This is a genomic window from Sorangium sp. So ce426, assembly GCF_051475585.1.
GTDB lineage: Bacteria > Myxococcota_A > Polyangia > Polyangiales > Polyangiaceae > Sorangium > Sorangium cellulosum_B.
Genome location: NZ_CP150341.1, coordinates 5,417,112 through 5,436,215, shown reverse-complemented (window position 1 = coordinate 5,436,215; position 19,104 = coordinate 5,417,112). Strand labels below are relative to the sequence as shown.

Sequence of the window (19,104 nt, the reverse complement as noted above, 5' to 3'; positions counted from 1 at the left end):
GTTCCGCGTCAGAGGCAGCTGCAGAGCGGATCGCCAGGGGCGCAGTTGCAGGGCGCCTTGGCGCCGCCGCCGCTCGCCGGCGCGCCGCCCGCGGCCGGGCGTCCGCCGCTTCCGCGGCGCAGCTGCTCCTGCTTCTGCTGCTCGGCCTCGAGCTGCTTCTGCAGGGCGAGGCGCGTCGCCTCGTCCTTGGCGGTCGCGAGCTGATCGCGCAGCCCGGCCATCTTGCCCTCGGACTCCTTGAACTGCGCCTCGAGGCGCTTGTTCGCCTCCTCGAGCTCGCGGGCCCTCGCGGCCTCGGCCTGGATGCGCGCCTCGTTCTTCTGCGCCGAGTCGACGGCGACGACCGTGACGATGCCGATCACCAGCACGCTGGCGATGGCGCCGCCGATGAGGAGCTTGCGCAGCTTCTTCTTCCCTTCGTCCTGCTGCAGCGCCGCGAGCGAGCGCTCGTGGTGCTGCTGCGCGGCCATCGCCTCGAGCCGCGCCTTCTGCTCGGCCTCGACGCGCGCCTTCTCGATCTCGGCCTGCCGGATCGCCTCGAGCCGCGCCGCCTCCTCGCGGGACCGGCGCTCCTCGTTGCGACGGCGCTCCTCCTCGGTGCGGATGCGCTGCTCCTCGGCATCACGCGCGGCGCGCTCGGCCTCGACGCGCGCCTTCTCGGCGGCGGCGGCGGCGGCGGCCTTCTGGGCCTCTTCGCTCTTGATGCGATCCTCCTCGAGGTTCATCAGCTCCTTGAGCGAGAACAGGACCGAGCTTTCCTTCTGTTCCGACATGACCTCGTGGCTCCTTCGATCGAGCGCGTGCGGTTGGGCTACCAAGGGGCGGTGCGGGGACCTGCAGGTCGCCCCCGGAGGGCCACCGAGCAGGACGATTCTGACCCGCAGAGCGGCTTTGACGCAATTATTCGCGAACGCCACGACCCTCGTGATGTCGAGGCGTCGCGGAGCCGCCAGCCAGAGTATCGCCGTGGTGCACCGCAGGTACCAGCGGAAATCGTTGCGCTCCGTCCCTTCCACCGCACCTCCACGTGTTCACCGCGGTCACCTCGGTCACCTCGGCCCTCTCGGTCAGCTCGCGCGCCCTCGGTTCTCCTTGGTCCTCCTTGGTCCTCCGTGATTCACCTCCGTTCCCCCCGGTTGTCAGCGCGCGCCTGCGCCGTCGCCGGACGAACTGGTCCGTCTGGTCCGTCGCGGAGGGCGCCCAGGGCATGACGGAGAAGGGGCCGCCCGAGGGCGGGCGCCCGTCGCTCACCACGGCCCCGTTGGATTCTCAGTGGCTCTCCGGTAGCGTCGCGCGCCCATGGCGAACGTCATCAAGGCGCACATCACCGGTACGGTCTGGAAGATCGAGGTCAAGCCGGGCGACAAGGTCGAAGAGGGGACCGTCGTCGTCATCCTCGAGTCCATGAAGATGGAGATGCCCGTCGAGGCCGAGGAAGAGGGGACAGTCGAGGAGATCCTCGTCACCGAGGGGGCCGCCGTCACGGAAGGCGCCCCGCTGGTCAAGCTGGCCTGAGCGGCCGTCAGGGCCGGCGGGGGCCCGACGGCCCACGGACGTACATCGCGCTCACGCCCGGGGCGCTCACGCCCGGGGCATCGGCCCGGCGCGCGGTCGCGCACCCTCACAGGACGCGCGCGGCGCCGCTCACTCGCGCCAGAAGAACTTCCAGGGGTTGTGCTTGAGGTCTCGCGCGAGCTCCTGCAGATCGTCGAACAGTTGCTCATCCATCACGAGCGCGCCGACCGTCCCCTTGCCGCGCTTCACGTGGGCGAGGACCTCCTGGGCGTCGGCGGTCGCAGCCCTCGCCCTGCCCGCGATCTCGGCGATGTCGTCGAGCGTCTTCCTGATCTTGACCTGCTCGGTCTCGCCGCCCACGGTCGTCGAGAGGCGGCGCGCGTTCGCCAGCGTCTCGCGCGCGTCCGCCATGAGCGGCGGCAGATCGCGCGCGGCCGTCCCGGTCAGCTGATCGGTGTTCGCGAGGATGCGGTCGATCTGCGGGTTGTTCACGTACCGCTGCCGGGCGTCCTTCACGAGATCCGTGCCGTCGACGCTCATCTGCTCGACGTTCTCGGCGATGCGATCGAGCCGATCCTGGTTTCGGTGCATGAACTCGCCGGTGCCCTTCAGCGTCTTCCGGAGCCCGTCGAACGCCTCCCCGACCTCTTCGCGGTGCTCGCGCATCGCCGAGACCGTCGCGTGCAGGAGCTCGTAGCCCTCGGCGAGCAGCATGTCGAGGCGCGGCGGATCGAGCCCCCGGACGACGGCGTTCGGCGGGATCACCGGCCGATCGGTCGAGCCGGGCTCGATCGCGAGGAACTGCTCGCCGAGCACGCCCTGCGTGGTGACGTAGAACGTGGCGTTGTCGTGGATGCTCTGCTGGTAGCGTTCCTCGAGGCGCAGCTGGATCCGCACGAGCGGCTCGCGCTTGCCGTCCTTGCCGAGCTTGCCGCCGCTGAAGTGGATCTCGCTCAGCTTGCCGATCTCCACGCCGGCGATCTTCACCGGCGCCCCGGTCTGGAGGCCGCCCGGGTTGTCGAAGTCGACGTAGATCGAGTACTTCGGCTGGAAGTTGACCCCGCCCATCACGAGGATGAACGTGGCGAGGAGCCCGAGCGCCGTCAGGATGAGGATCCCGACCTTGACCTCGATCGATCGCGGGCTTGCCATGAGTTCGTTATCTTCTCCGATCTGGCGGCGGCCGGGGGAGGGAAATAGGCCAGGATCCACCTGCCGCAGCGCGATATTCCAGCGGGCGGCGTGACGCTTCGCGCAGCCATTGCTTTGACGCAACCGCGCTTCTCGCTTCTTCTCTCGTTTCTTCCCTCGCTTCTGCCCTCGCTTCTGCCCTCGCTTCTTCTCTCGCTTCTTCCCGGAATTACCAGGTCCCGATGATTTCGTTCCGAAATGTCCGAAAGTCCTTTGGCCCCAAAGATGTCCTTAAGGATGTCTCGTTCGACGTCGAGGACGGCGAGGTGTTCTTCATCATCGGGCAATCGGGGGTCGGGAAGAGCGTGCTCATCAAGCACCTCGTGGGGTTGCTCTATCCGGACGGCGGGGAGATCTGGCTGGACGGCGAGGAGGTGAGCCGCTTCGACGAGGCCCGGATGTACCCGGTGAGGATGAAGTGCGCGATGGTGTTCCAGCACTCGACGCTGTTCGACTCGATGACGTGCGCCGAGAACGTCGCGCTCCCGCTCCGCAAGCACAAGGGGCTCAGGCCGAAGGAGGCGCTCGCGGAGGCGCAGCGGCGCCTCGAGCAGGTGCATATGCGCGAGTTCGGGGACCGCTTCCCGCCGGAGCTCGGCGACGGGATGCGCAAGCGCGTCGCCATCGCCCGCGCGCTCACGCTCGACCCGCGCTACGTGCTCTTCGACGAGCCGACCACGAGCCTCGACCCGGTGAGCGCGCGGCGCGTCGACAAGCTGATCCGCGAGCTCAGCGACACGCTCGGCGTGACGAGCATCGTCGTGAGCCACGACCTCGTGAGCATCTTCACGATCGCCGACCGCATCGTCATGCTCTACCAAGGTCTGGTGCGCCTGCTCGGGGATCGCGCGGCGTTCCAGGGCTCGCCGGATCCGGTCGTGCAGCAGTTCATCACCGGCAGCGCCGAGGGGCCGATCGAGTGAGGCGCGGCGCGGCGGGGCCGCCCGCCTAGCGGAAGATCAGGAAAGCAGCCGCCGAGATCAGCATGTTGAGCATGATGACCGCGAGCGAGGAGTTCACGACCGCGCGCGTCGTCGCCCAGCCCACGCCCTCGCTGCCGCCGAAGGTCGACAGCCCGGAGTGGCCGGAGACGACCGGGATCGCGGCGCCGTAGGCCACGCACTTCGCGAGGCCGGTCGCGAGATCACCCGCGTCGACGAGGCTGACGTTCATGAACGTCTCGGGGCTGACGTCGAACATGCTGTACGCGGTGACCATCCCGGTGGTGAAGGAGACCGCGGCGCTCCAGACGATGAGGCACGTCGTCATGAGGAGGCTCGCGATGAACCGCGGCTTGATGAGGTAGTCGATCGGATCGGCCGCGCACATGCGGAGCGCGTCGACCTGCTCGGTCACCACCATCGAGCCGATCTCGGCGGCGATGCCCGCGCCGACCCGCGTGGCGAGCATCAGCGCGGCGATCGACGCGGCGAGATCGCGGACGAGCAGCTCGAGGTACGTCGCGCCGAGCATGGTCAGATCCGGGATGACCCGCTTCGCCTGCTGGCCGGCCTGAAAGACCATGATCATCCCGATGAAGCCCATCACGACCGTCAGGAAGAACAGCGATTTGTTGCCGATCTCGTACATCTGCTGGAGCACCGCGCCCGGCTCGCGGCGCCCCTTCGCGCAGTAGTAAAGCGTCCTTACAAATACCGAGTAGAGCTCGTGCGCCGACCGGAAGAGGGACAGCGCGGCGGCGCCGATCGCGGCGACGCCGGACGCCTCCGGCGCGAGATCCCTGAGCTCGCTCGAGGGCGGGCCGGCGCTCGGGCGATCGGGGGAGCTCTTGTCCGGGGAGGGCATGCGCGGCGCGGCCGATCAGTCGAGCGTGAACGAGACGAAGTAGTCGAGGATGAAGATGCCGGCGGCCGAGGCGACGACGGTCGCGTTGACGGCGCGGCCGACGCCGGGCGCGCCGCCGGTCACGCCGAGGCCGTACTGGCAGCTCGAGAGCGCGAGCACGACGCCGAAGACGACGCTCTTGACGAGGCCGCTCATGACGTCGCCGATGTCGAGCAGCCCGCTCGTGAGGCCGTTGTAGAAGACGGCCGGGGCGACGCCGAGGAGGAGGTCGCCGGTCAGCGCGGCGCCGAGCAGGGCGAGCGCGTCGGCGAAGATCACCGAGAGGAGCAGCGTCAGCACCATCGCGAGGAAGCGCGGGGCGATGAGGAAGCTCACCGGGTCGATCGCGAGGACGCGGAGGGCGTCGATCTGCTCGGTGACGACCATGGTGCCGAGCTCGGCGGTGTTGTTGGCGCCGACGCGGCCGTTGATCATGAGCGCCGTGAGCAGCGGGGCGATCTCGCGGAGCGTGCCGAAGCCGGCGCCCCAGCCGAGCAGGCCGTGCGCGCCGAAGCGCTCGACCAGCGGCGCCGCCTGGATGACCATGATCGCGCCGGTGAAGAGGGCGGTCACGACGACGATGGGCATCGACTTGACGCCCATCCTGTAGAGGTTGCGCATGAACTCGGCGCCGTCGACGCGGAGCGTGGCCACGCGCGCCGCGATCTTGCCCGCGAGCACGGCCATGCCGCCCACCGTGGCGGCGATCTGGAGGAACGAGCCGCCGAGCTGGTGGACACCGGAGGGCTCCTGCGCGATCGGCGCGCGCGGCCGCTTCACGGGCGGCGCGGGCGGCGCGCCGGACGAGGCGAGCGCGCCGCCGCCGTGAGCGCGCGCGGCGGTGCCTGGGCCAGCAGGAGACGTCATGGGAGACGGGAGCTTAGCCCAAGGCTCCCGGGGAGCGCGGCGCGATCTGGCATCCCGAGAGGCTGGCGCCCGAGAGGTCGAGACCGCTACCCAAGCAGGAGATCGTCCTCTACCTGAAATGTGCCCGCCTCCCTTCGAGGCAGCCTCGTACGGTGGCAAACGCGCGCTCCTGCGCGCAATGCCGGCGCGCCTCCCGCCGGAGGAGCGCGCCGACCTGGAGGCGGGCTGTCGGCGACGATGTCCGGTCCCCTGGTGGAGCGAGCCTGGTGAAGAGCAGAGAAGCAGAGGTGATGTCCCCTCATGAGGGCGTGGGCGCGTTGACGGGCGAGATCCGGGCTGGCCTCCTCGACGACGGCCGGACGTTCGCCGTCCTGTCGGCGGCGACCTTCGCGCTGAAGGCGATCTTCGTGAAGCTCGCCTACGCCGCGCACCCCGTCGACGCCGTGACGCTGCTCGCGCTGCGCATGGGCATCGCGCTGCCGTTCTTCCTGTGGCTCGCCCGGCGGGAGCGCGGCGCGGCCGAAGGGCCGCTGACGGCTCGCCTCTGGGGAGGTGTGCTGATCGTCGGGTTCCTCGGATACTACCTCTCCAGCCTGTTCGACTTCATCGGGCTCACGTACATCAGCACCGGCCTCGAGCGGCTGATCCTGTTCGTGTATCCGACGCTCGTCCTCCTCATCGGCGCAGCGTGGCTGAAGCAGCCAGTGCACGGCAAGGCCTGGGGCGCGCTCGCCGTGTGTTATCTCGGGCTCGGGGCGGCCGTCTGGCACGATCTCGAGCAATCCGGGGACGCGCGGGCCGTCGCCATCGGCGGAGCGTGGGTGTTCGCGAGCTCGGTGACCTACGCGCTCTACTACATCGGCGTCGGCAAGCTCGCCTCCAGGGTCGGCTCGACGCGCCTCGCCGCGTACTGCGGGGCGGCCTCCTGCCTGATGGTGCTCGCGCACTACGCGGCGGCGGGGAGCCCGGTCAGGCTGGGCGAGCTCCCGGCGTCGGTGTGGGGGTACGCGGCGGCGATGGCGACGATCAGCACGGTGCTCCCCATCGTGCTGCTCGCCGCCGCCATCCGGCGGCTCGGCGCGGGCCGCGCGGCGACGTTCTCGACGCTGGGCCCGGTGCTCACGATCGCGTTCTCGTGGGTCATCCTGGGCGAGCCGGCCACGTGGCAGCAGGTCGTCGGGCTCACGCTGGTCGTGGGCGGGGTGAGCTGGCTCGGCAAGTCGAGGTGAACCTGCGCCCCGCTCGGGAGCGCCGGGGCCGCGGGGCGCGGCGCATGGCCGCCGCGAGGTCAGGCGTCGCGCACCGCGGGGCGAGGCCCTGGTGAGCCGCTGCCGAAGAGCTCGCTCCGGACGCGATCGCGCTCGCGTTCGAGCTGCTCGGACGTCGCGCCCAGCCGCACGAGGAGGCGCTCGGTCATCGAGAATGCGACCTCCGCCTCGCCGGTCACAACGACGTCCGCGCCCGCCTTCTTCAGCGCGGTCACCTCGCGCAGGTAGAAGGCGCGGGCGAGGACGAACAGCCTCGGATTCACGCCCTTCGCCTGCTCGATGACCCCGTCCCCGGGCGCGCCGGCCGCCGTGAACAGCAGGCTGTCCGCCGTCCCGACCCCGGCCCGCTCGAGGATCTCCCGCTGCGTGGCGTCGCCGTAGATCGCGCGGATGCCCTGGTCCTGCAGCTGCTTCACCGTGTCGAGGTTCAGCTCGACGACGGTCGGCGCGATGCCGTTCTCACGGAGCAGCCGCGTCAGCGTCTTCCCGACAGGGCCGTAGCCCACCACGACGGTGCGGTGGGCGTGCTCGTCCAGCGAAGCGGCCTCGGCCTCCGTGAGGGAGGCGTCGCGCTGCCGGAAGAGCGCGGACGTCCATCGCGCGAGGCGATCGCGGAAGCCGAAGAGCACCGGGTTCAGCGTGATCGACACGATGGCGGCGACGACGAGCGTCTGCTCGGCCTCGACCGGCAGGACGCCGAGCTTCTTGCCGAGCGCCGCGAGGATGAACGAAAACTCCCCGATCTGCGCGAGCGAGAGGGCCACGGCGAAGGCGGTCTGGAGGGGGCGGCGGAGCAGCACCGTCACCGCGAGCGCCGCGAGCGGCTTGCCGATCAGCACCACCGCGAGCGTCCCCGCGGCCAGCTGCCAGCCCACGGCGAGCTGCGCCGGGTCGAGGTGCATCCCCACCGAGACGAAGAACAGCACGGCGAACGCGTCGCGCATCGGGAGCGCCTCCGACGCGGCGCGCGAGCTGAAGTCGGACTGGCCGACGACCAGGCCGCCGAGGAAGGCGCCGAGCGCCATCGACGATCCGAAGAGGATGGCCGAGCCCACGGCGACGCCGAGCGCGACGACGAGCACCGTCAGCGTGAAGAGCTCCCGCGAGCCGGTCTTCGCCACGTACCCCAGCAGCGCGGGGATGAAGCGCTGTCCGACGATGAAGATGAACGCCACGAGCCCGGAGAGCTTCAGGACCGCGATCCCCACGGACACGGCGACGCCCGCCGCGCCCGCGCCCGCGGCCTCGCCCATCACGGCGGGGAGCAGCACGAGCACCAGCACGGTGAAGACGTCCTCGAGCACGAGCCAGCCGATGGCGAGGTGGCCTGCGGGGGTGTGCAGGACGTCGTTGTCGCTGAGGACCCGGGTGAGCACGACGGTGCTCGCCACCGAGATGGCGACGCCGAAGACGACCGCCGCGCCCCACGTCCAGCCCGCGGCGCGGCCGACCAGGGCGCCGAGCGCCGTGGCGACCGCGATCTGGATGAGGGCGCCGGGCACGGCGATCTTGCGCACGGCGAGGAGCTCGCGGACGTGGAACTGCAGGCCGACCCCGAACATCAGCAGGATGACCCCGATCTCCGCGAGCTGGTCCGCGAGCCGCTTGTCCGCCACGAACCCCGGGGTGAAGGGGCCGACGAGGATGCCGGCCAGCAGGTAGCCCACGATGGGGGACAGCCTCAGGCGCTGGGTGACGAAGCCGAGCGCCAGGGCTCCGGTGAGCCCGCCCGTGATCGTGAGGATAAGATCGAGTTCGTGCGGCATGTCCCCGTCTAGCGCTTTCCGTCGCCGGCCGCCGCCTCGCGGTGCGGCGCCGTCGGTGATCCCGGGCGCGGCGTGGGCCGCGCTCGCCTCTACCTATCTGTCTATCTGTTTACGTGTACATTACGTGTTACATGCCCACGACGCCGATGGCCTCGTACGCCTCGATGATGTGCGGCTCCTCCCTGGCCTTCGCGATCCACGCCTGCATCGCGGGCAGCGCGAGGATCGACGCCACGTAGCGCCGGGAGACCGCGTCGAGCTCGACGCCGTACGTGTCGAACCGCGTCGCGACCGGCGCGTACATGGCGTCCGCCACGCTGAAGCGCCCGAACAGGAACTCGCCTCCCTGGCCAAAGCGCGATCGGCAGTCGTTCCATATCGCCTGGACGCGCGCGATGTCCTGCGACGCCGCGTCGGTGATCGCCACGCCCTGGATCTTCCGCCGCACGTTCATCGGCAGCGCGGTGCGGAGCGCGGCGAAGCTGCTCGCCATCTCGGCGCTCACCGATCGCGCGACGGCGCGCGCGTCGCGCGCCTCCGGCCAGAGCTTCGCCGCGGGGAAGAGCTCCGCCGCGTACTCGGCGATCGCGAGCGACTCCCAGATCGTGAGCGCCCCGTGCTGCAAGGCCGGCACCTTGCCCGACGGAGAGTAACGCTGGATCTCCACGGTGCGCGTGCCGGGCGCCTGGAGAGGGATCACCACCTCTTCGAAGTCGGCGCCAGCCTGCTTCAGGACGAGCCAGGCCCGGAGCGACCACGATGAATAGGTCCTGTTCCCGAGGTAGAGGGTGAGCTCAGACATGCGCGGACTCTACCACCGCGGCCGACCCGCGCGGCGGCGGCCGCGTCGACGGCGCGCTCACTGCGCTCGTCGCGCCAGCTCGCCCCCGAACACCTCGCTCGCCAGCGCCTCCACCGCCATCCGGACCGCCTCGTCGCTCGTGTGGCGCACGCGGAAGCCCAGCGCCGCCAGCTTGCCAGGATCCATCCGCGATCGCGGCACGTCGCCAGGCCAGCCGCGCTCGCCCCCCTGATACCGGATCACCGCGTCCGGATAGGGCGACGCCGCCACGCACAGCTCCGCGATGCGCGAGACGCTCGTCGCGTCCTCGGGCGCGAGGTTGTGGATGTTGAGCCGCTCCCTGGCCTGGTCGAAGCCGAACAGCATCCCCTCCACGCAGTCCCGGACATCGAGGTACGGCTTCGACTGGCGCCCGTCGCCGAGCACCTCGAGCTCCGTCCGCCGATCGCGCAGCTTCTTCAGGAAATCGAGCGCCGCGCCGTGCGTCCCGCGCGGCCCGACGACGTTGCCGAAGCGGTAGATCCACGCCGTGAGGCCGAAGCACTCGACGTAGGCGCTGATGAGCGCCTCGCCCGCGAGCTTGCTCGCGCCGTAGAGCGAGATGGGCAGGGCGCCGAGATCGCCCTCCGCGCACCGGCGCGCGGTGTCGCCGTAGACCGTCCCCGAGGACGAGAAGATCAGCCGGCTGACGGCCGTCCGCCGCATCGCCTCGAGCACGTTGTACGTCGCGATGGTGCCCTGATCGAGGTCGAGCCGCGTCCGCGCGAGCCCCCAGCGCGCCTCGGGGTTCGCCGCGAGGTGCACGACGAGGTCGTGGCCCGCCATGGCCTCGGTGAGCCGCTCCAGATCGAGGGCGTCGGCCTCGACGAGCGTCGCGCGCCCGGAGGCGAGGTGCGACGCCACGAACGCGCGGCGCCCGACAGAGAGGTTATCGTAGATCGTCACGGGGCCGCGCTCGACCAGGCGATCGGTAAGGTGGCTCCCGATGAACCCGGCGCCGCCGACGACGAACGACCTGAGCTCCGTCATCGCGCGCCTCCCGTGATTCCCGCGGCTCCCGCGGCTCCCGTGGTCAGGCGCTCGATCCGCGCCGCGAACTGGAGGCGATCCTGGGTCACGAGGCGGAACGGCAGATCGTGGATCCGGAGCGGCCACTCGAGGCCGGTGACGCGGCCACCCGCGCCGCGCACGAGCGCGACGAGCTCGCCCGGCGTGAAGTACGTGCCCCGCACCTCGACGCCGGGCGCGGCGTTGCCGGCGCGATCCATCCAGAGCAGCACGCGCTCCGAGACCGGGCCGAACCGGAAGTGATCCTTGAGCGCGACGACGCGCGACGCGACCCGGAGCGCCTCGGCGAGCAGCGCGCCGGGGCGCGCGGCGTGGTGCAGCACGTCGGAGAGGAGCACCGCCTCGAACGCCGCGTCGGGGAAGGGGAGGCGCTCGCCGTCATAGCCGATGACCGGCAGCGCCGCCCCGGGACGCGCCTTCACGTCCACGCCGACGACGCGGCGCGCCCCGACCAGGCGCGCGACCTCCAGCGCGACCGTGCCGTCGCCCGCGCCCACGTCGAGCAGCGACGCCGCAGGGCCCACCTGCGCGGCGAGCGCCCGCGCGACGCGGCCCACGCGCGGCACGTGGACCAGGCGATGGTGCAAGGAGAACAGGGCGCGCTCGAGGACCGTCATCGTGCATCCGAGCCCCGGCGCCGCCCGCGCCGGAGAGCCGCGCCACGCTAGTCGAGCGCTCGAGGACCGGCAACGTCCGGCGCCGTCCCCGCGCCGCGCGTCGCTGGAGGCCGAGGCGGCCTCGTGAGCGCGACGAGCTCGTACGCCGCGGCATGGCAGGACAGCGACGACATCACGAGATAACGCCCTCTCGAGGGCGCCCCTCATGGCGCCCTGGGCTCCGTGACCGCCGCACCGCCGCGCCGCCGCGCGTGGCAGGGCCGCACAGCGCAGCTCTCGTTACGCCCGACCCGAAAGGGCGGCTGCTCTGAAACAACCACTCTTCCATGGTCTGCGACAATGACGGTCCGTGGCGCGCGCCTCCCTCCGTTCTCGCACCGCTCACGCTTGACCGATTCGCGTCATCGAACATAGCTGAATCGATGATCGGAGCGCGCGGGAAGGGGCGTGTGAGGTGCGGTGGTTGTCGGCTCGTTCTGGCATCTCTCTGGTTCGCGCTTTCAGGGTGCAGCGGAGAGACCGGAGACAAGGAGGCGGGCCGGGACACTGTCCCTCCGGACGACTCGGAGCCAGGCGAAGCGACGTTCGCGCCGGAGGAGGCCACGGAGCTCTGGTTCGTGGAGTTCGAGCGAGCGCCGGTCGCGAGGGCCAGCGGGGGCGCCCGCGTCAAGGGCCTTGTCGAGGAGGAGCGGGAGCTCTTCCGGCGAGCCGCCGTGGCCCGCGGGCTCCGGTACAAACAACGCTTCTCGTTCGAGGAGCTCTGGAACGGCCTCTCCGTCTGGGTCGCGCGGGAGAGCTCGGCCGCGCTCGTGGACATGCCCGGGGTCAAGGCCGTCTACCCCGTGGTGCCGGTGGAGCTCGACACAACGCGCGCCGCGCCGGCGGTCGACCCGGACCTCGCCGTCGCAGGCGAGATGTCGGGCGCGGACATCGTGCGCCGAGAGCTCGGCGTGACCGGCGAGGACATCCGCGTCGGCGTGATCGACAGCGGCATCGATTACCATCACCCCGATCTCGGAGGCTGCTTCGGCCCGGGCTGCCGCGTGGCGTTCGGCTATGATTTCGTCGGCGACGATTTCGTCGCCAGTGACGCGACCAAGCCGCCCGTGCCCGACGGAGAGCCGGACGATTGCCTGGGCCATGGCACGCACGTCGCCGGCATCATCGGGGCGAGCGGGGTCGTGCAGGGCGTGGCCCCGGACGTGACCTTCGGCGCTTACCGCGTGTTCGGCTGCCGCGGCGGCTCGCGCGCCGACATCATCCTCAAGGCGATGGAGCGGGCTGCCAGCGACGGCATGCACGTCATCAACATCAGCATCGGAACGCCGTTCCAGTGGCCTGACTATCCGACGGCGACGGCGGCGAGCGCGCTCGTCGGGCGCGGCGTCGCGGTCGTCGCGTCGATCGGCAACAACGGCGAGAGGGGGCTCTGGGCCGCGGGCGCGCCCGGCGTGGGTGAGGCGGTCATCGGCACCGCGTCCGTCGACAGCACGCGCGTCACCACCCTGTCGTTCACCGTCGCGCCGGGCAACGCCGTGATCGGCTACACCCGCGGCGCCGGGAGCCCGCCCGCGCCGCTCTCGGGGAGCGCCGCCCTCGCGCGCACGGGGACGACCACCAGCGCCCGCGACGCGTGCGCCGAGCTCCCCGCCGGCAGCCTCGCGCGCCAGATCGCGCTCGTCCGGCGCGGCGGCTGCTCTTTCCACCAGAAGGCCGCGCGCGCGCAGGCCGCGGGCGCCATAGGCGTCCTGTTCTACAACGATCGGTCCGGGGCGATGAGCCCGTCCGTGGAGGGCGACCCGCCGATCACCATCCCGGTCGTGGGGATCGCGCAGGCCGACGGCGAGCTGCTCGACGCGCGCCTCGACGCCGGGCCCGTGACCCACAGCTGGACCCATCGGGCCGTGGCCGCGCGGAACAGCACCGCGGGCCTCGTCTCCCGCTTCAGCTCGCACGGCCTGAGCGCGGCGCTGTCCTTCAAGCCCGATCTCGCCGCGCCCGGCGGCACGATCTACTCGACGGTGCCGATCGAGCAAGGCTCGTACGACACGCTCAGCGGGACGTCGATGGCGGCGCCGCACGTGGCCGGGGCCGTCGCGCTCCTGCTCGCCGCGCGCCCGGAGCTGTCCGCGGCGCGCGTGCGCGACGTCCTCCAGAACACCGCGGTCCCCGCGCCGTGGGGCGGCGATCTGGGCGCCGGCGTGCCGGAGAGCGCGCACCGGCAGGGCGCAGGGGTGATCCGCGTCGACCGGGCGATCCGCGCGACCACCTTGATCAGCCCTGGAAAGCTCTCGCTGGGAGAGAGCGAGGCCGGCCCCGCCCTGCGCACGCTGACGCTCGAGAACTCGAGCGGGCGCGACGTCACCTACGACCTGTCGCACGCGCCCGCGGCGTGCGCGACAGGGGGCGACCACTGGGCGCCGGCGAGCGCCACGACCGGCGCCGCGCGCGTCGATTTCAGCGCCGCGAGCGTGACCGTGCCCGCCGCCGGGAGCGCGACCGTCGCCGTCACCGTCACGGCGAGCGACGCGCTCGCGGAAGGCGGCCTGTTCGGCGGCTACCTCGTGTTCACGCCGCGGGGCGGGGCGGCCGACGGCCTGCTGCGGGTGCCGTATGCGGGCTTCAAGGGCGATTACCAGAGCCTGCCCCTCCTCAAGCGGTCGGGTCCCGGGGCTCCGTGGCTCGGCAAGCTGAGCGGGACACGCCTGACCAAGCAGCCGCGCGGCGCGGCCTACACGCTGGCGTCGGACGACATGCCCTACGTGGTCGTCCACCTCGATCACGGCGCGGAGCTCCTGACGCTGGACATCGTCGACGCCGCCACGGCGAAGCCGTGGGGGCGCGCGCTGATGCTGTCCCACGTCGGTCAGAGCGCCTCCGCGACGGCGGTCACGCGGTATGGATGGAAGGGCACGACGAAGCTCGACGGGAGGCACACCGTCGTCCCGGACGGGGATTACCTGATCGAGCTCCGCGCGCTCCGGGCGCTCGGCGATCCGGACAACGAGGCGCACTGGGAGACATGGACGTCGCCCGTCGTCACCCTCGACCGGCCGTGACGGGTCCGCTCATGGCGCCTTGTAGACGAGCACCGGCCAGAGCCGGCGGACGACGCGCACGAGGTCGCGTTGCGCCCGCATGACCGCGCCGATGTCCTTGTAGGCCGAGGGCGCCTCCTCGCGCAGCCGGTCCGCGAGGCGGTGATCGAACCACACGCCCTCGGCCTCGCGCAGCAGCTGCCGCGCGCCGATGCGGCGGCGCGCCTCGCCCCGCGGCAGCGCGCGCCCGGCGCCGTGCGCTGACGAGCCGAGCGCCTCGGGGTGGCCGCGCCCCTCGACGTGGAAGCTCGGGCTCCCCATCGACCCGGGCACGACGCCGGGCTCCCCGTCGGCGAGCCCCATGGCGCCCTTGCGGTGCACCCAGAGCGCGCGTCCGCCGTGCTCCTCGCGCCGGACGTGGTTGTGATCGATCTCGATGCGCGACGACGCGTCGGCGTCCACGCCGAACAGCTCGGCGAAGAGCGAGAGGGCCTCGGTGACCATCCGCGCGCGGCTCGCCCGCGCGTACCTCGCTGCCCAGGCCGCGTCATCGAGGTACGCGCGCCCGGCCTCGCTGTCCGCGTCGAGGAAGCGGACGCCCGACGGGTCGCGCGCCGCGAGCGCCTCGTGGTGCTGCCGGATCGCCGGGCCCATGGCGCGCGAGCCGCTGTGGAGGAGCAGCCACAGCGCGCCCTCCTCGTCGCGTTGCACCTCCAGGAAATGGTTGCCCCGGCCGAGCGTGCCCAGCTCCATCCGGCCCTCGCGGTGCTTCATCGCCTCGAGGCGAGGCGCGCCGAGCCGCGCCTCGGCGAGATCGCCGGGCAGCGGCGGGGCGCCGGCGGCCGGGCGCAACAGGTGCGGGACGCGGCGGCGCAGCGCGGAGAGGAGCTGCGCCGCGCGATCGCGATCCGCGAGCAGATCGGCGTCCGCGCGGAGCCGCAGCGCGACCATACCGCAGCCGATGTCGCCGCCGACCGCCGCCGGCAAGAGGCGACAGGTCGTGGCGGTCACCGTGCCGACGCACACGTCGTCGGCCACGTGCGCGTCGGGCATGACCGCGATGTGCGCGACGTCGTCGGTGCGCGCGAGCCGCGAGAGCGACGCGCTGAGCGCCGCGCTCGCGCCGTCCGGGAGCCACGCGGAGACGCGCGCGCTCACGGCTCTCCCTCCGGCGGCAGCACCTGAAACGCGAGCGTCGGCGCGCGCTTGCGGGTGATCGCCCCCGCGACCTCCGCGCGCACGTAGCCCGCCACCTTCTCCAGCCGCGCCGCCGCCACCTCCGGCGGCGTGCCAGGCCTGACCTGCACGATCACCGCGAGCCGGCTGGCGTCCGGCGCCGGCTCCACACCCATCACCCAGACGTCCTGGAGGACGTCGTCGCGGAGCGCGGCGAGCGCGTCGCTCACCGCCTCCTGCACCTGACGGCAGAGCTGGCGCTCCTTGCGCTGCGCGCTCCGCGCCGCCGTCCCACCGAACAACGAACCTGCATCCACGACGGAGCGCGCGCGTTCGCGGCTCCGCGATCGATCTTTGCCCATGCCATGCTCCCGAGGGCGCGGCGACGCACCTACGCGTCGGCCGCGCTGTTCCAGCGACACGCGAGATGAGCTCGGGGATGTGAGCCTCGCCGGCGCGCTCAGGGGCGCGTCAGGCAGAGGCTCGTCGATGCAATGGGGTGCACGGCGGGCCTCCTTCGCCGCGTAGGGTGCACGAGCGAGGGCCGCGGCGCAAGGCGCGCCCGGATGGCGAACTGCCCCCGCGGTGATTCATCGGTGGAGTCGCGACGGATCGCCAGTGATCGCGCTACATGGCCTGCTGGCGATGATGATGATGCGCCGGCGCCGCGCACTGGTACTTGGCGACCCTGGCGACGACGCGGAGCATCCGGCGCATGACGAGCCTCCCGAGCGGCGCCGTCAGCGCGTCCAGGAGGAACAGCCGCCGCCTCGTCCGCGTGTCGGTCGCGCGGATGCGCGACTCGTACGCGAGCAGCGTCCGGCGCTGTCCGTAGGGCATCACGACGAAGCTCGCCGCCGCCTTGAAGTGACCCGCGCAGTCGAACGACTTGAACTCGGCGGCGGTCCGCCTCGTGAACAGGCTCTCCACGCTGAACAGGCGCGCGATCGAGCCGATGACGATCTCGGAACCCTCCTTTTCGGCCAGCTTCGACTGGCCGTGATCCTCGATGTTCTGGAGCGACATCCGCACGCGCGCCGGGAGCGGCGCGAGGCGGAGCCTGCGCCGGGCGCGCCGCACGGCGGCCAGGCGGAGCGCGAAGACCGCGCGCAGCAGGAGAGAGCGGCTCCTCGCGAAATCCACCCTCTTCAGCGTGGCGTACGTCACCTCCGGCGGCGCCATCACCACGACAGCGTGGTTCATGACGATATCGGCCTCCGGCAGCAAATGTTCGAGCAGCGTGGGGCTGGCGCCGGAGCGCTGCGGGCACTCGTGCGAGGTATCCGTCGCGGCTTGCTCTCCGCCCTGTCGGCTCTCACCCTGTTCCGTCGAGATGGTCTGCATGGCGAACTACCCCCTGCGGGTGTTCATTGGGCAGCCTCGACGGAACGCCAGCAGGAGACTCCTGCCCTCGACTCAGCCCTTCGCGCGCCGGGAGGCCTCCGCCATGCGGTGGGCGATGCGGAACGCCATCTCGAGCGACTGGCGGTAGTTCAGCCTCGGATCGCACAGGCTGGCGTAGCGCTGGTCGAGATCGGACTCCGTGAGCCCCGCCCCGACGCACTCGGTGACATCGTCGCCCGTGAGCTCGAAGTGGACGCCGCCGAGGTGGGATCCCATGGATTCGTGCACCTCGAAGCTCGCCTCGATCTCGGTGAGGATATCCTCGAAATTCCGTGTCTTGATCCCGCTGGACGTCGTCTGGGTATTGCCGTGCATCGGGTCGGACATCCAGAGCACCTTGCGCCCCGCGGACCGCACCGCCTCGATGAGCGGCGGGAGCCCGTCGCGCACGCGGCCCGCGCCCATGCGCACGATGAGCACGATCTTGCCCGGCTCGTCCGCCGGGTTGAGCCGGTCGAGGAGGCGGATCACGTCGTCGCGGAGCGTCTTCGGGCCGAGCTTGATGCCCAGCGGGTTCTCCACGCCGCTGAAGAACTCGACGTGCGCGCCGTCCGGCTGCCGCGTGCGCTCGCCGATCCAGGGCAGGTGGGTCGTCAGGTCGTAGAAGCCAGGCCGGCGCGCGACCTTCCGCGTCTGCGCGGACTCGTAGTGCAGGTTGAGCCCTTCATGGCTCGTGAAGAACTCGACCCGAGAGAGCTCCCCGACCGGCACCTCCGCGAGCGCCTCCATGAACCGAAGGGCCTCCCCGACCTGCTCTGTCATCCGCTGGTATCGCTCGCGCAGCTCCCCGGGCAGATCCGCCCGCTCGAGGAAGCTCAGGTCCCAGTACTCCGGGTGATGCAGATCGGCGAAGCCGCCCTCCGACAGGGAACGGATGAAGTTCAGGGTGATCGCCGCGTGCTGGTATCCCGCGATCATCAGGTTTGGATCGGGGCGCCGGGCGGAGGCGTCGAAGGGAGCGCGATTGATGAGATCCCCGAAATAGCTGGGCAGGCTCACGCCATCGCGCGTCTCGACGGGGCTGGAGCGCGGCTTGGCGTACTGCCCGGCGAAGCGCCCGAGGCGCACCACCGGCCGGCGGGCGCCGTGCACCAGCACGAGCGACATCTGGAGCAGGATCTTGAGCTTGTTCGTGACGATGTTCGGCCGGCAGTCGTCGAGCGTCTCCGCGCAGTCTCCCCCCTGGAGCACGAACCGGCGGCCGAGCTGCGCTTCGGCCAGATAGCCTTTGAGCCGCTCGACCTCCCACGAGGTCACGAGCGGCGGCAGCGCCCGGAGCTTCTCGACGGACACCTGGACGGCATCGGGATCGTCATAGGGGAGCGGCGCGGCGTTGAACCGTTCACGCCATGAGTCCGGCGACCAGGGTTGAGCAGGAACGTACATGAGTTGAGCCCTATTATGGCAAGGCTCCCACCTGCGCAACCCTCGGTCAACGTCATCGATTCGCGCGTGAGACGATGGGCGCGCGGGCGCGGTCATCGGCTCGCAGGCGCGGTCATCGGCTCGCGAGCGTGGTCATCGGCTCGCGGGCGCGGTCATCGGCTCGCAGGCGCGGTCATCGGCTCGCAGGCGCGTCGGCCGCCCGGGGCGATGGCCCGGTGCGCCCCTCGATCGCCTGGATCGCCGCCTTGATCTCTCCCGCGATCGAGGCGCACGCCGCCGCGCACCGGCTCATGCCCAGAAAGCCGCACCCCTTGCCCTTGCTGGTGATGAGCGGCGCGAGCACATCGACGGCGCGCCGATCGCCATCGGTCGTCGCGCGCGCCAGCAGGGCCTGCCTCGCCTTGCAGGAGGGCGCGATCCGGAGCTCGTGGGCGATGCGCAGCGCGGGCGTCGCTCGCCCCAGGACCGCGGCCTCCGCGAGCCGCTTCGCGGCGCGCTCCTTCAGCGCGGAGCTGCCCACCGCGAGCTCGTAGAGCAGATCCGCCCCGTGGCTCCCCATGCCGCTCGCCATGAGGTCGAGCGCGCCCGAGGCCGCCTCGGGCGGTCCGCCGGCGATGCTCGAGACGATGCGCTTCACGTCGTCGTCGGCCGCCGCCCCCGGATCGAGCTCCAGCAGCCGCTTCGCCGCGGCGAGCGCGGCGGCGTGGTAAGGCGGCGGGAGCGCGTGGCGCAGCATCAGCGCGCGGAAGATCGCCGGATCCTTCGGGTAGCGCGAGGCGAGCGCCTCCAGCGCGAGCACGCCGCCCGCGGTCGCCGTGGCGAGCTCGTCGGCGGGGACGGCATCGGAAGGTCGCGGCGCGATCGGACGCCGGAGGCCGGAGCTCGACGGCGGCGCGCGCTCTGCGCGCGAGGCCGCCTCGAGCCGGGAGAGCGAGACGCCGTCGCGCAGCAGCGCCGCGGCGAACACGACGGCCACGAGCGCAGCCGCGCCCGTGGCGAGCCAGCGCGCCGCGGGCGGCGTCCGCGCCAGCAGGGAGGCGCGCGAGCCCGAGGCGTTGCCGCCTGCGCCGATCACGGTGGTTGTTCCCGCCTGTGTGCCCGGTCTATCGGGGGTGCTGGCCTGGCGGGCGCTCGTCCCAGGTGCCTGCGCTGGCATGGCTT

17 protein-coding genes are annotated in these 19,104 nt (G+C 71.7%); 4 read left to right on the top strand and 13 right to left on the bottom strand.

The genetic code is table 11. From position 1 onward, the window contains the following. Positions 1-8 precede the first annotated feature (8 nt). Positions 9-773, bottom strand: coding sequence for a hypothetical protein (locus WMF44_RS20135; RefSeq protein ID WP_437300740.1), 765 nt, complete (start codon positions 771-773; stop codon positions 9-11). A gap of 526 nt (positions 774-1,299) precedes the next feature. Between WMF44_RS20135 and WMF44_RS20130 the strand changes: the two genes are divergently transcribed. Further along, complete coding sequence (locus tag WMF44_RS20130; RefSeq protein WP_437300739.1) at positions 1,300-1,515, top strand: acetyl-CoA carboxylase biotin carboxyl carrier protein subunit; 216 nt, start codon at positions 1,300-1,302, stop codon at positions 1,513-1,515. Between the two features lie 129 nt (positions 1,516-1,644). Here the strand turns inward: WMF44_RS20130 and WMF44_RS20125 are convergent, their stop codons facing one another. Continuing rightward, the gene (locus tag WMF44_RS20125) at positions 1,645-2,667 is read right to left on the bottom strand and encodes an MlaD family protein (RefSeq protein ID WP_012236328.1); all 1,023 of its coding nucleotides are present in this window, start codon (positions 2,665-2,667) and stop codon (positions 1,645-1,647) included. A gap of 221 nt (positions 2,668-2,888) precedes the next feature. Between WMF44_RS20125 and WMF44_RS20120 the strand changes: the two genes are divergently transcribed. Beyond that, positions 2,889-3,629: an ABC transporter ATP-binding protein gene (locus WMF44_RS20120; RefSeq protein WP_437300738.1), complete on the top strand. Its 741-nt coding sequence runs from the start codon at positions 2,889-2,891 to the stop codon at positions 3,627-3,629. 25 nt (positions 3,630-3,654) lie between these two features. On the opposite strand, the gene WMF44_RS20115 is transcribed toward WMF44_RS20120, so the two are convergent. Next, positions 3,655-4,512, bottom strand: coding sequence for an MlaE family ABC transporter permease (locus tag WMF44_RS20115; protein ID WP_437300737.1), 858 nt, complete (start codon positions 4,510-4,512; stop codon positions 3,655-3,657). Positions 4,513-4,527: 15 nt separating this feature from the next. Further along, on the bottom strand, positions 4,528-5,418 hold the full coding sequence (locus tag WMF44_RS20110; protein ID WP_012236325.1) for an MlaE family ABC transporter permease: 891 nt from the start codon (positions 5,416-5,418) through the stop codon (positions 4,528-4,530). 290 nt (positions 5,419-5,708) lie between these two features. On the opposite strand from WMF44_RS20110, the gene WMF44_RS20105 reads away from it, so the two are divergent. Then, the gene (locus WMF44_RS20105; RefSeq protein WP_437300736.1) at positions 5,709-6,647 is read left to right on the top strand and encodes a DMT family transporter; all 939 of its coding nucleotides are present in this window, start codon (positions 5,709-5,711) and stop codon (positions 6,645-6,647) included. A 59-nt stretch (positions 6,648-6,706) separates the two neighbouring features. Here WMF44_RS20105 and WMF44_RS20100 read toward each other — a convergent pair whose 3' ends face one another. The 4 genes from WMF44_RS20100 to WMF44_RS20085 all read right to left on the bottom strand — a co-directional run bounded on the left by WMF44_RS20100 (position 6,707) and on the right by WMF44_RS20085 (position 10,939). Further along, the gene (locus WMF44_RS20100) at positions 6,707-8,452 is read right to left on the bottom strand and encodes a cation:proton antiporter (protein ID WP_437300735.1); all 1,746 of its coding nucleotides are present in this window, start codon (positions 8,450-8,452) and stop codon (positions 6,707-6,709) included. A gap of 127 nt (positions 8,453-8,579) precedes the next feature. Then, on the bottom strand, positions 8,580-9,254 hold the full coding sequence (locus WMF44_RS20095; RefSeq protein ID WP_437300734.1) for a glutathione S-transferase family protein: 675 nt from the start codon (positions 9,252-9,254) through the stop codon (positions 8,580-8,582). Positions 9,255-9,311: 57 nt separating this feature from the next. Continuing rightward, positions 9,312-10,283 carry an NAD-dependent epimerase/dehydratase family protein gene (locus WMF44_RS20090; protein ID WP_437300733.1) on the bottom strand — a complete coding sequence of 324 codons (972 nt, stop codon included), beginning with the start codon at positions 10,281-10,283 and terminating at the stop codon, positions 9,312-9,314. Beyond that, positions 10,280-10,939: a class I SAM-dependent methyltransferase gene (locus WMF44_RS20085; protein WP_437300732.1), complete on the bottom strand. Its 660-nt coding sequence runs from the start codon at positions 10,937-10,939 to the stop codon at positions 10,280-10,282. The genes WMF44_RS20090 and WMF44_RS20085 overlap by 4 nt, the downstream gene beginning before the upstream one ends. A 422-nt stretch (positions 10,940-11,361) precedes the next feature. On the opposite strand from WMF44_RS20085, the gene WMF44_RS20080 reads away from it, so the two are divergent. Further along, positions 11,362-13,998, top strand: a complete 2,637-nt coding sequence (locus WMF44_RS20080; protein ID WP_437300731.1) for a S8 family serine peptidase — start codon at positions 11,362-11,364, stop codon at positions 13,996-13,998. A gap of 9 nt (positions 13,999-14,007) precedes the next feature. Here the strand turns inward: WMF44_RS20080 and WMF44_RS20075 are convergent, their stop codons facing one another. The 5 genes from WMF44_RS20075 to WMF44_RS20055 all read right to left on the bottom strand — a co-directional run bounded on the left by WMF44_RS20075 (position 14,008) and on the right by WMF44_RS20055 (position 19,018). Then, positions 14,008-15,135, bottom strand: coding sequence for an RtcB family protein (locus tag WMF44_RS20075; protein WP_437300730.1), 1,128 nt, complete (start codon positions 15,133-15,135; stop codon positions 14,008-14,010). Then, complete coding sequence (locus WMF44_RS20070; RefSeq protein WP_437300729.1) at positions 15,132-15,455, bottom strand: ribosome-binding factor A; 324 nt, start codon at positions 15,453-15,455, stop codon at positions 15,132-15,134. The genes WMF44_RS20075 and WMF44_RS20070 overlap by 4 nt, the downstream gene beginning before the upstream one ends. A gap of 325 nt (positions 15,456-15,780) precedes the next feature. After that, on the bottom strand, positions 15,781-16,497 hold the full coding sequence (locus tag WMF44_RS20065) for a hypothetical protein (protein WP_437300728.1): 717 nt from the start codon (positions 16,495-16,497) through the stop codon (positions 15,781-15,783). Positions 16,498-16,569: 72 nt separating this feature from the next. Further along, positions 16,570-17,943 (bottom strand): 3-deoxy-7-phosphoheptulonate synthase class II, encoded by a 1,374-nt coding sequence (locus WMF44_RS20060; RefSeq protein ID WP_437300727.1) that lies wholly within the window; start codon positions 17,941-17,943, stop codon positions 16,570-16,572. Between the two features lie 172 nt (positions 17,944-18,115). Continuing rightward, complete coding sequence (locus WMF44_RS20055; protein WP_437300726.1) at positions 18,116-19,018, bottom strand: hypothetical protein; 903 nt, start codon at positions 19,016-19,018, stop codon at positions 18,116-18,118. Positions 19,019-19,104 lie beyond the last annotated feature (86 nt).

Bases quoted from the DNA above. Each gene is read 5' to 3' on its own strand.
- WMF44_RS20135 (WP_437300740.1), bottom strand. From the start codon at position 773: ATGTCGGAACAGAAGGAAAGCTCGGTCCTGTTCTCGCTCAAGGAGCTG.
- WMF44_RS20130 (WP_437300739.1), top strand. From the start codon at position 1,300: ATGGCGAACGTCATCAAGGCGCACATCACCGGTACGGTCTGGAAGATC.
- WMF44_RS20125 (WP_012236328.1), bottom strand. From the start codon at position 2,667: ATGGCAAGCCCGCGATCGATCGAGGTCAAGGTCGGGATCCTCATCCTG.
- WMF44_RS20120 (WP_437300738.1), top strand. From the start codon at position 2,889: ATGATTTCGTTCCGAAATGTCCGAAAGTCCTTTGGCCCCAAAGATGTC.
- WMF44_RS20115 (WP_437300737.1), bottom strand. From the start codon at position 4,512: ATGCCCTCCCCGGACAAGAGCTCCCCCGATCGCCCGAGCGCCGGCCCG.
- WMF44_RS20110 (WP_012236325.1), bottom strand. From the start codon at position 5,418: ATGACGTCTCCTGCTGGCCCAGGCACCGCCGCGCGCGCTCACGGCGGC.
- WMF44_RS20105 (WP_437300736.1), top strand. From the start codon at position 5,709: ATGTCCCCTCATGAGGGCGTGGGCGCGTTGACGGGCGAGATCCGGGCT.
- WMF44_RS20100 (WP_437300735.1), bottom strand. From the start codon at position 8,452: ATGCCGCACGAACTCGATCTTATCCTCACGATCACGGGCGGGCTCACC.
- WMF44_RS20095 (WP_437300734.1), bottom strand. From the start codon at position 9,254: ATGTCTGAGCTCACCCTCTACCTCGGGAACAGGACCTATTCATCGTGG.
- WMF44_RS20090 (WP_437300733.1), bottom strand. From the start codon at position 10,283: ATGACGGAGCTCAGGTCGTTCGTCGTCGGCGGCGCCGGGTTCATCGGG.
- WMF44_RS20085 (WP_437300732.1), bottom strand. From the start codon at position 10,939: ATGACGGTCCTCGAGCGCGCCCTGTTCTCCTTGCACCATCGCCTGGTC.
- WMF44_RS20080 (WP_437300731.1), top strand. From the start codon at position 11,362: ATGATCGGAGCGCGCGGGAAGGGGCGTGTGAGGTGCGGTGGTTGTCGG.
- WMF44_RS20065 (WP_437300728.1), bottom strand. From the start codon at position 16,497: ATGCAGACCATCTCGACGGAACAGGGTGAGAGCCGACAGGGCGGAGAG.
- WMF44_RS20060 (WP_437300727.1), bottom strand. From the start codon at position 17,943: ATGTACGTTCCTGCTCAACCCTGGTCGCCGGACTCATGGCGTGAACGG.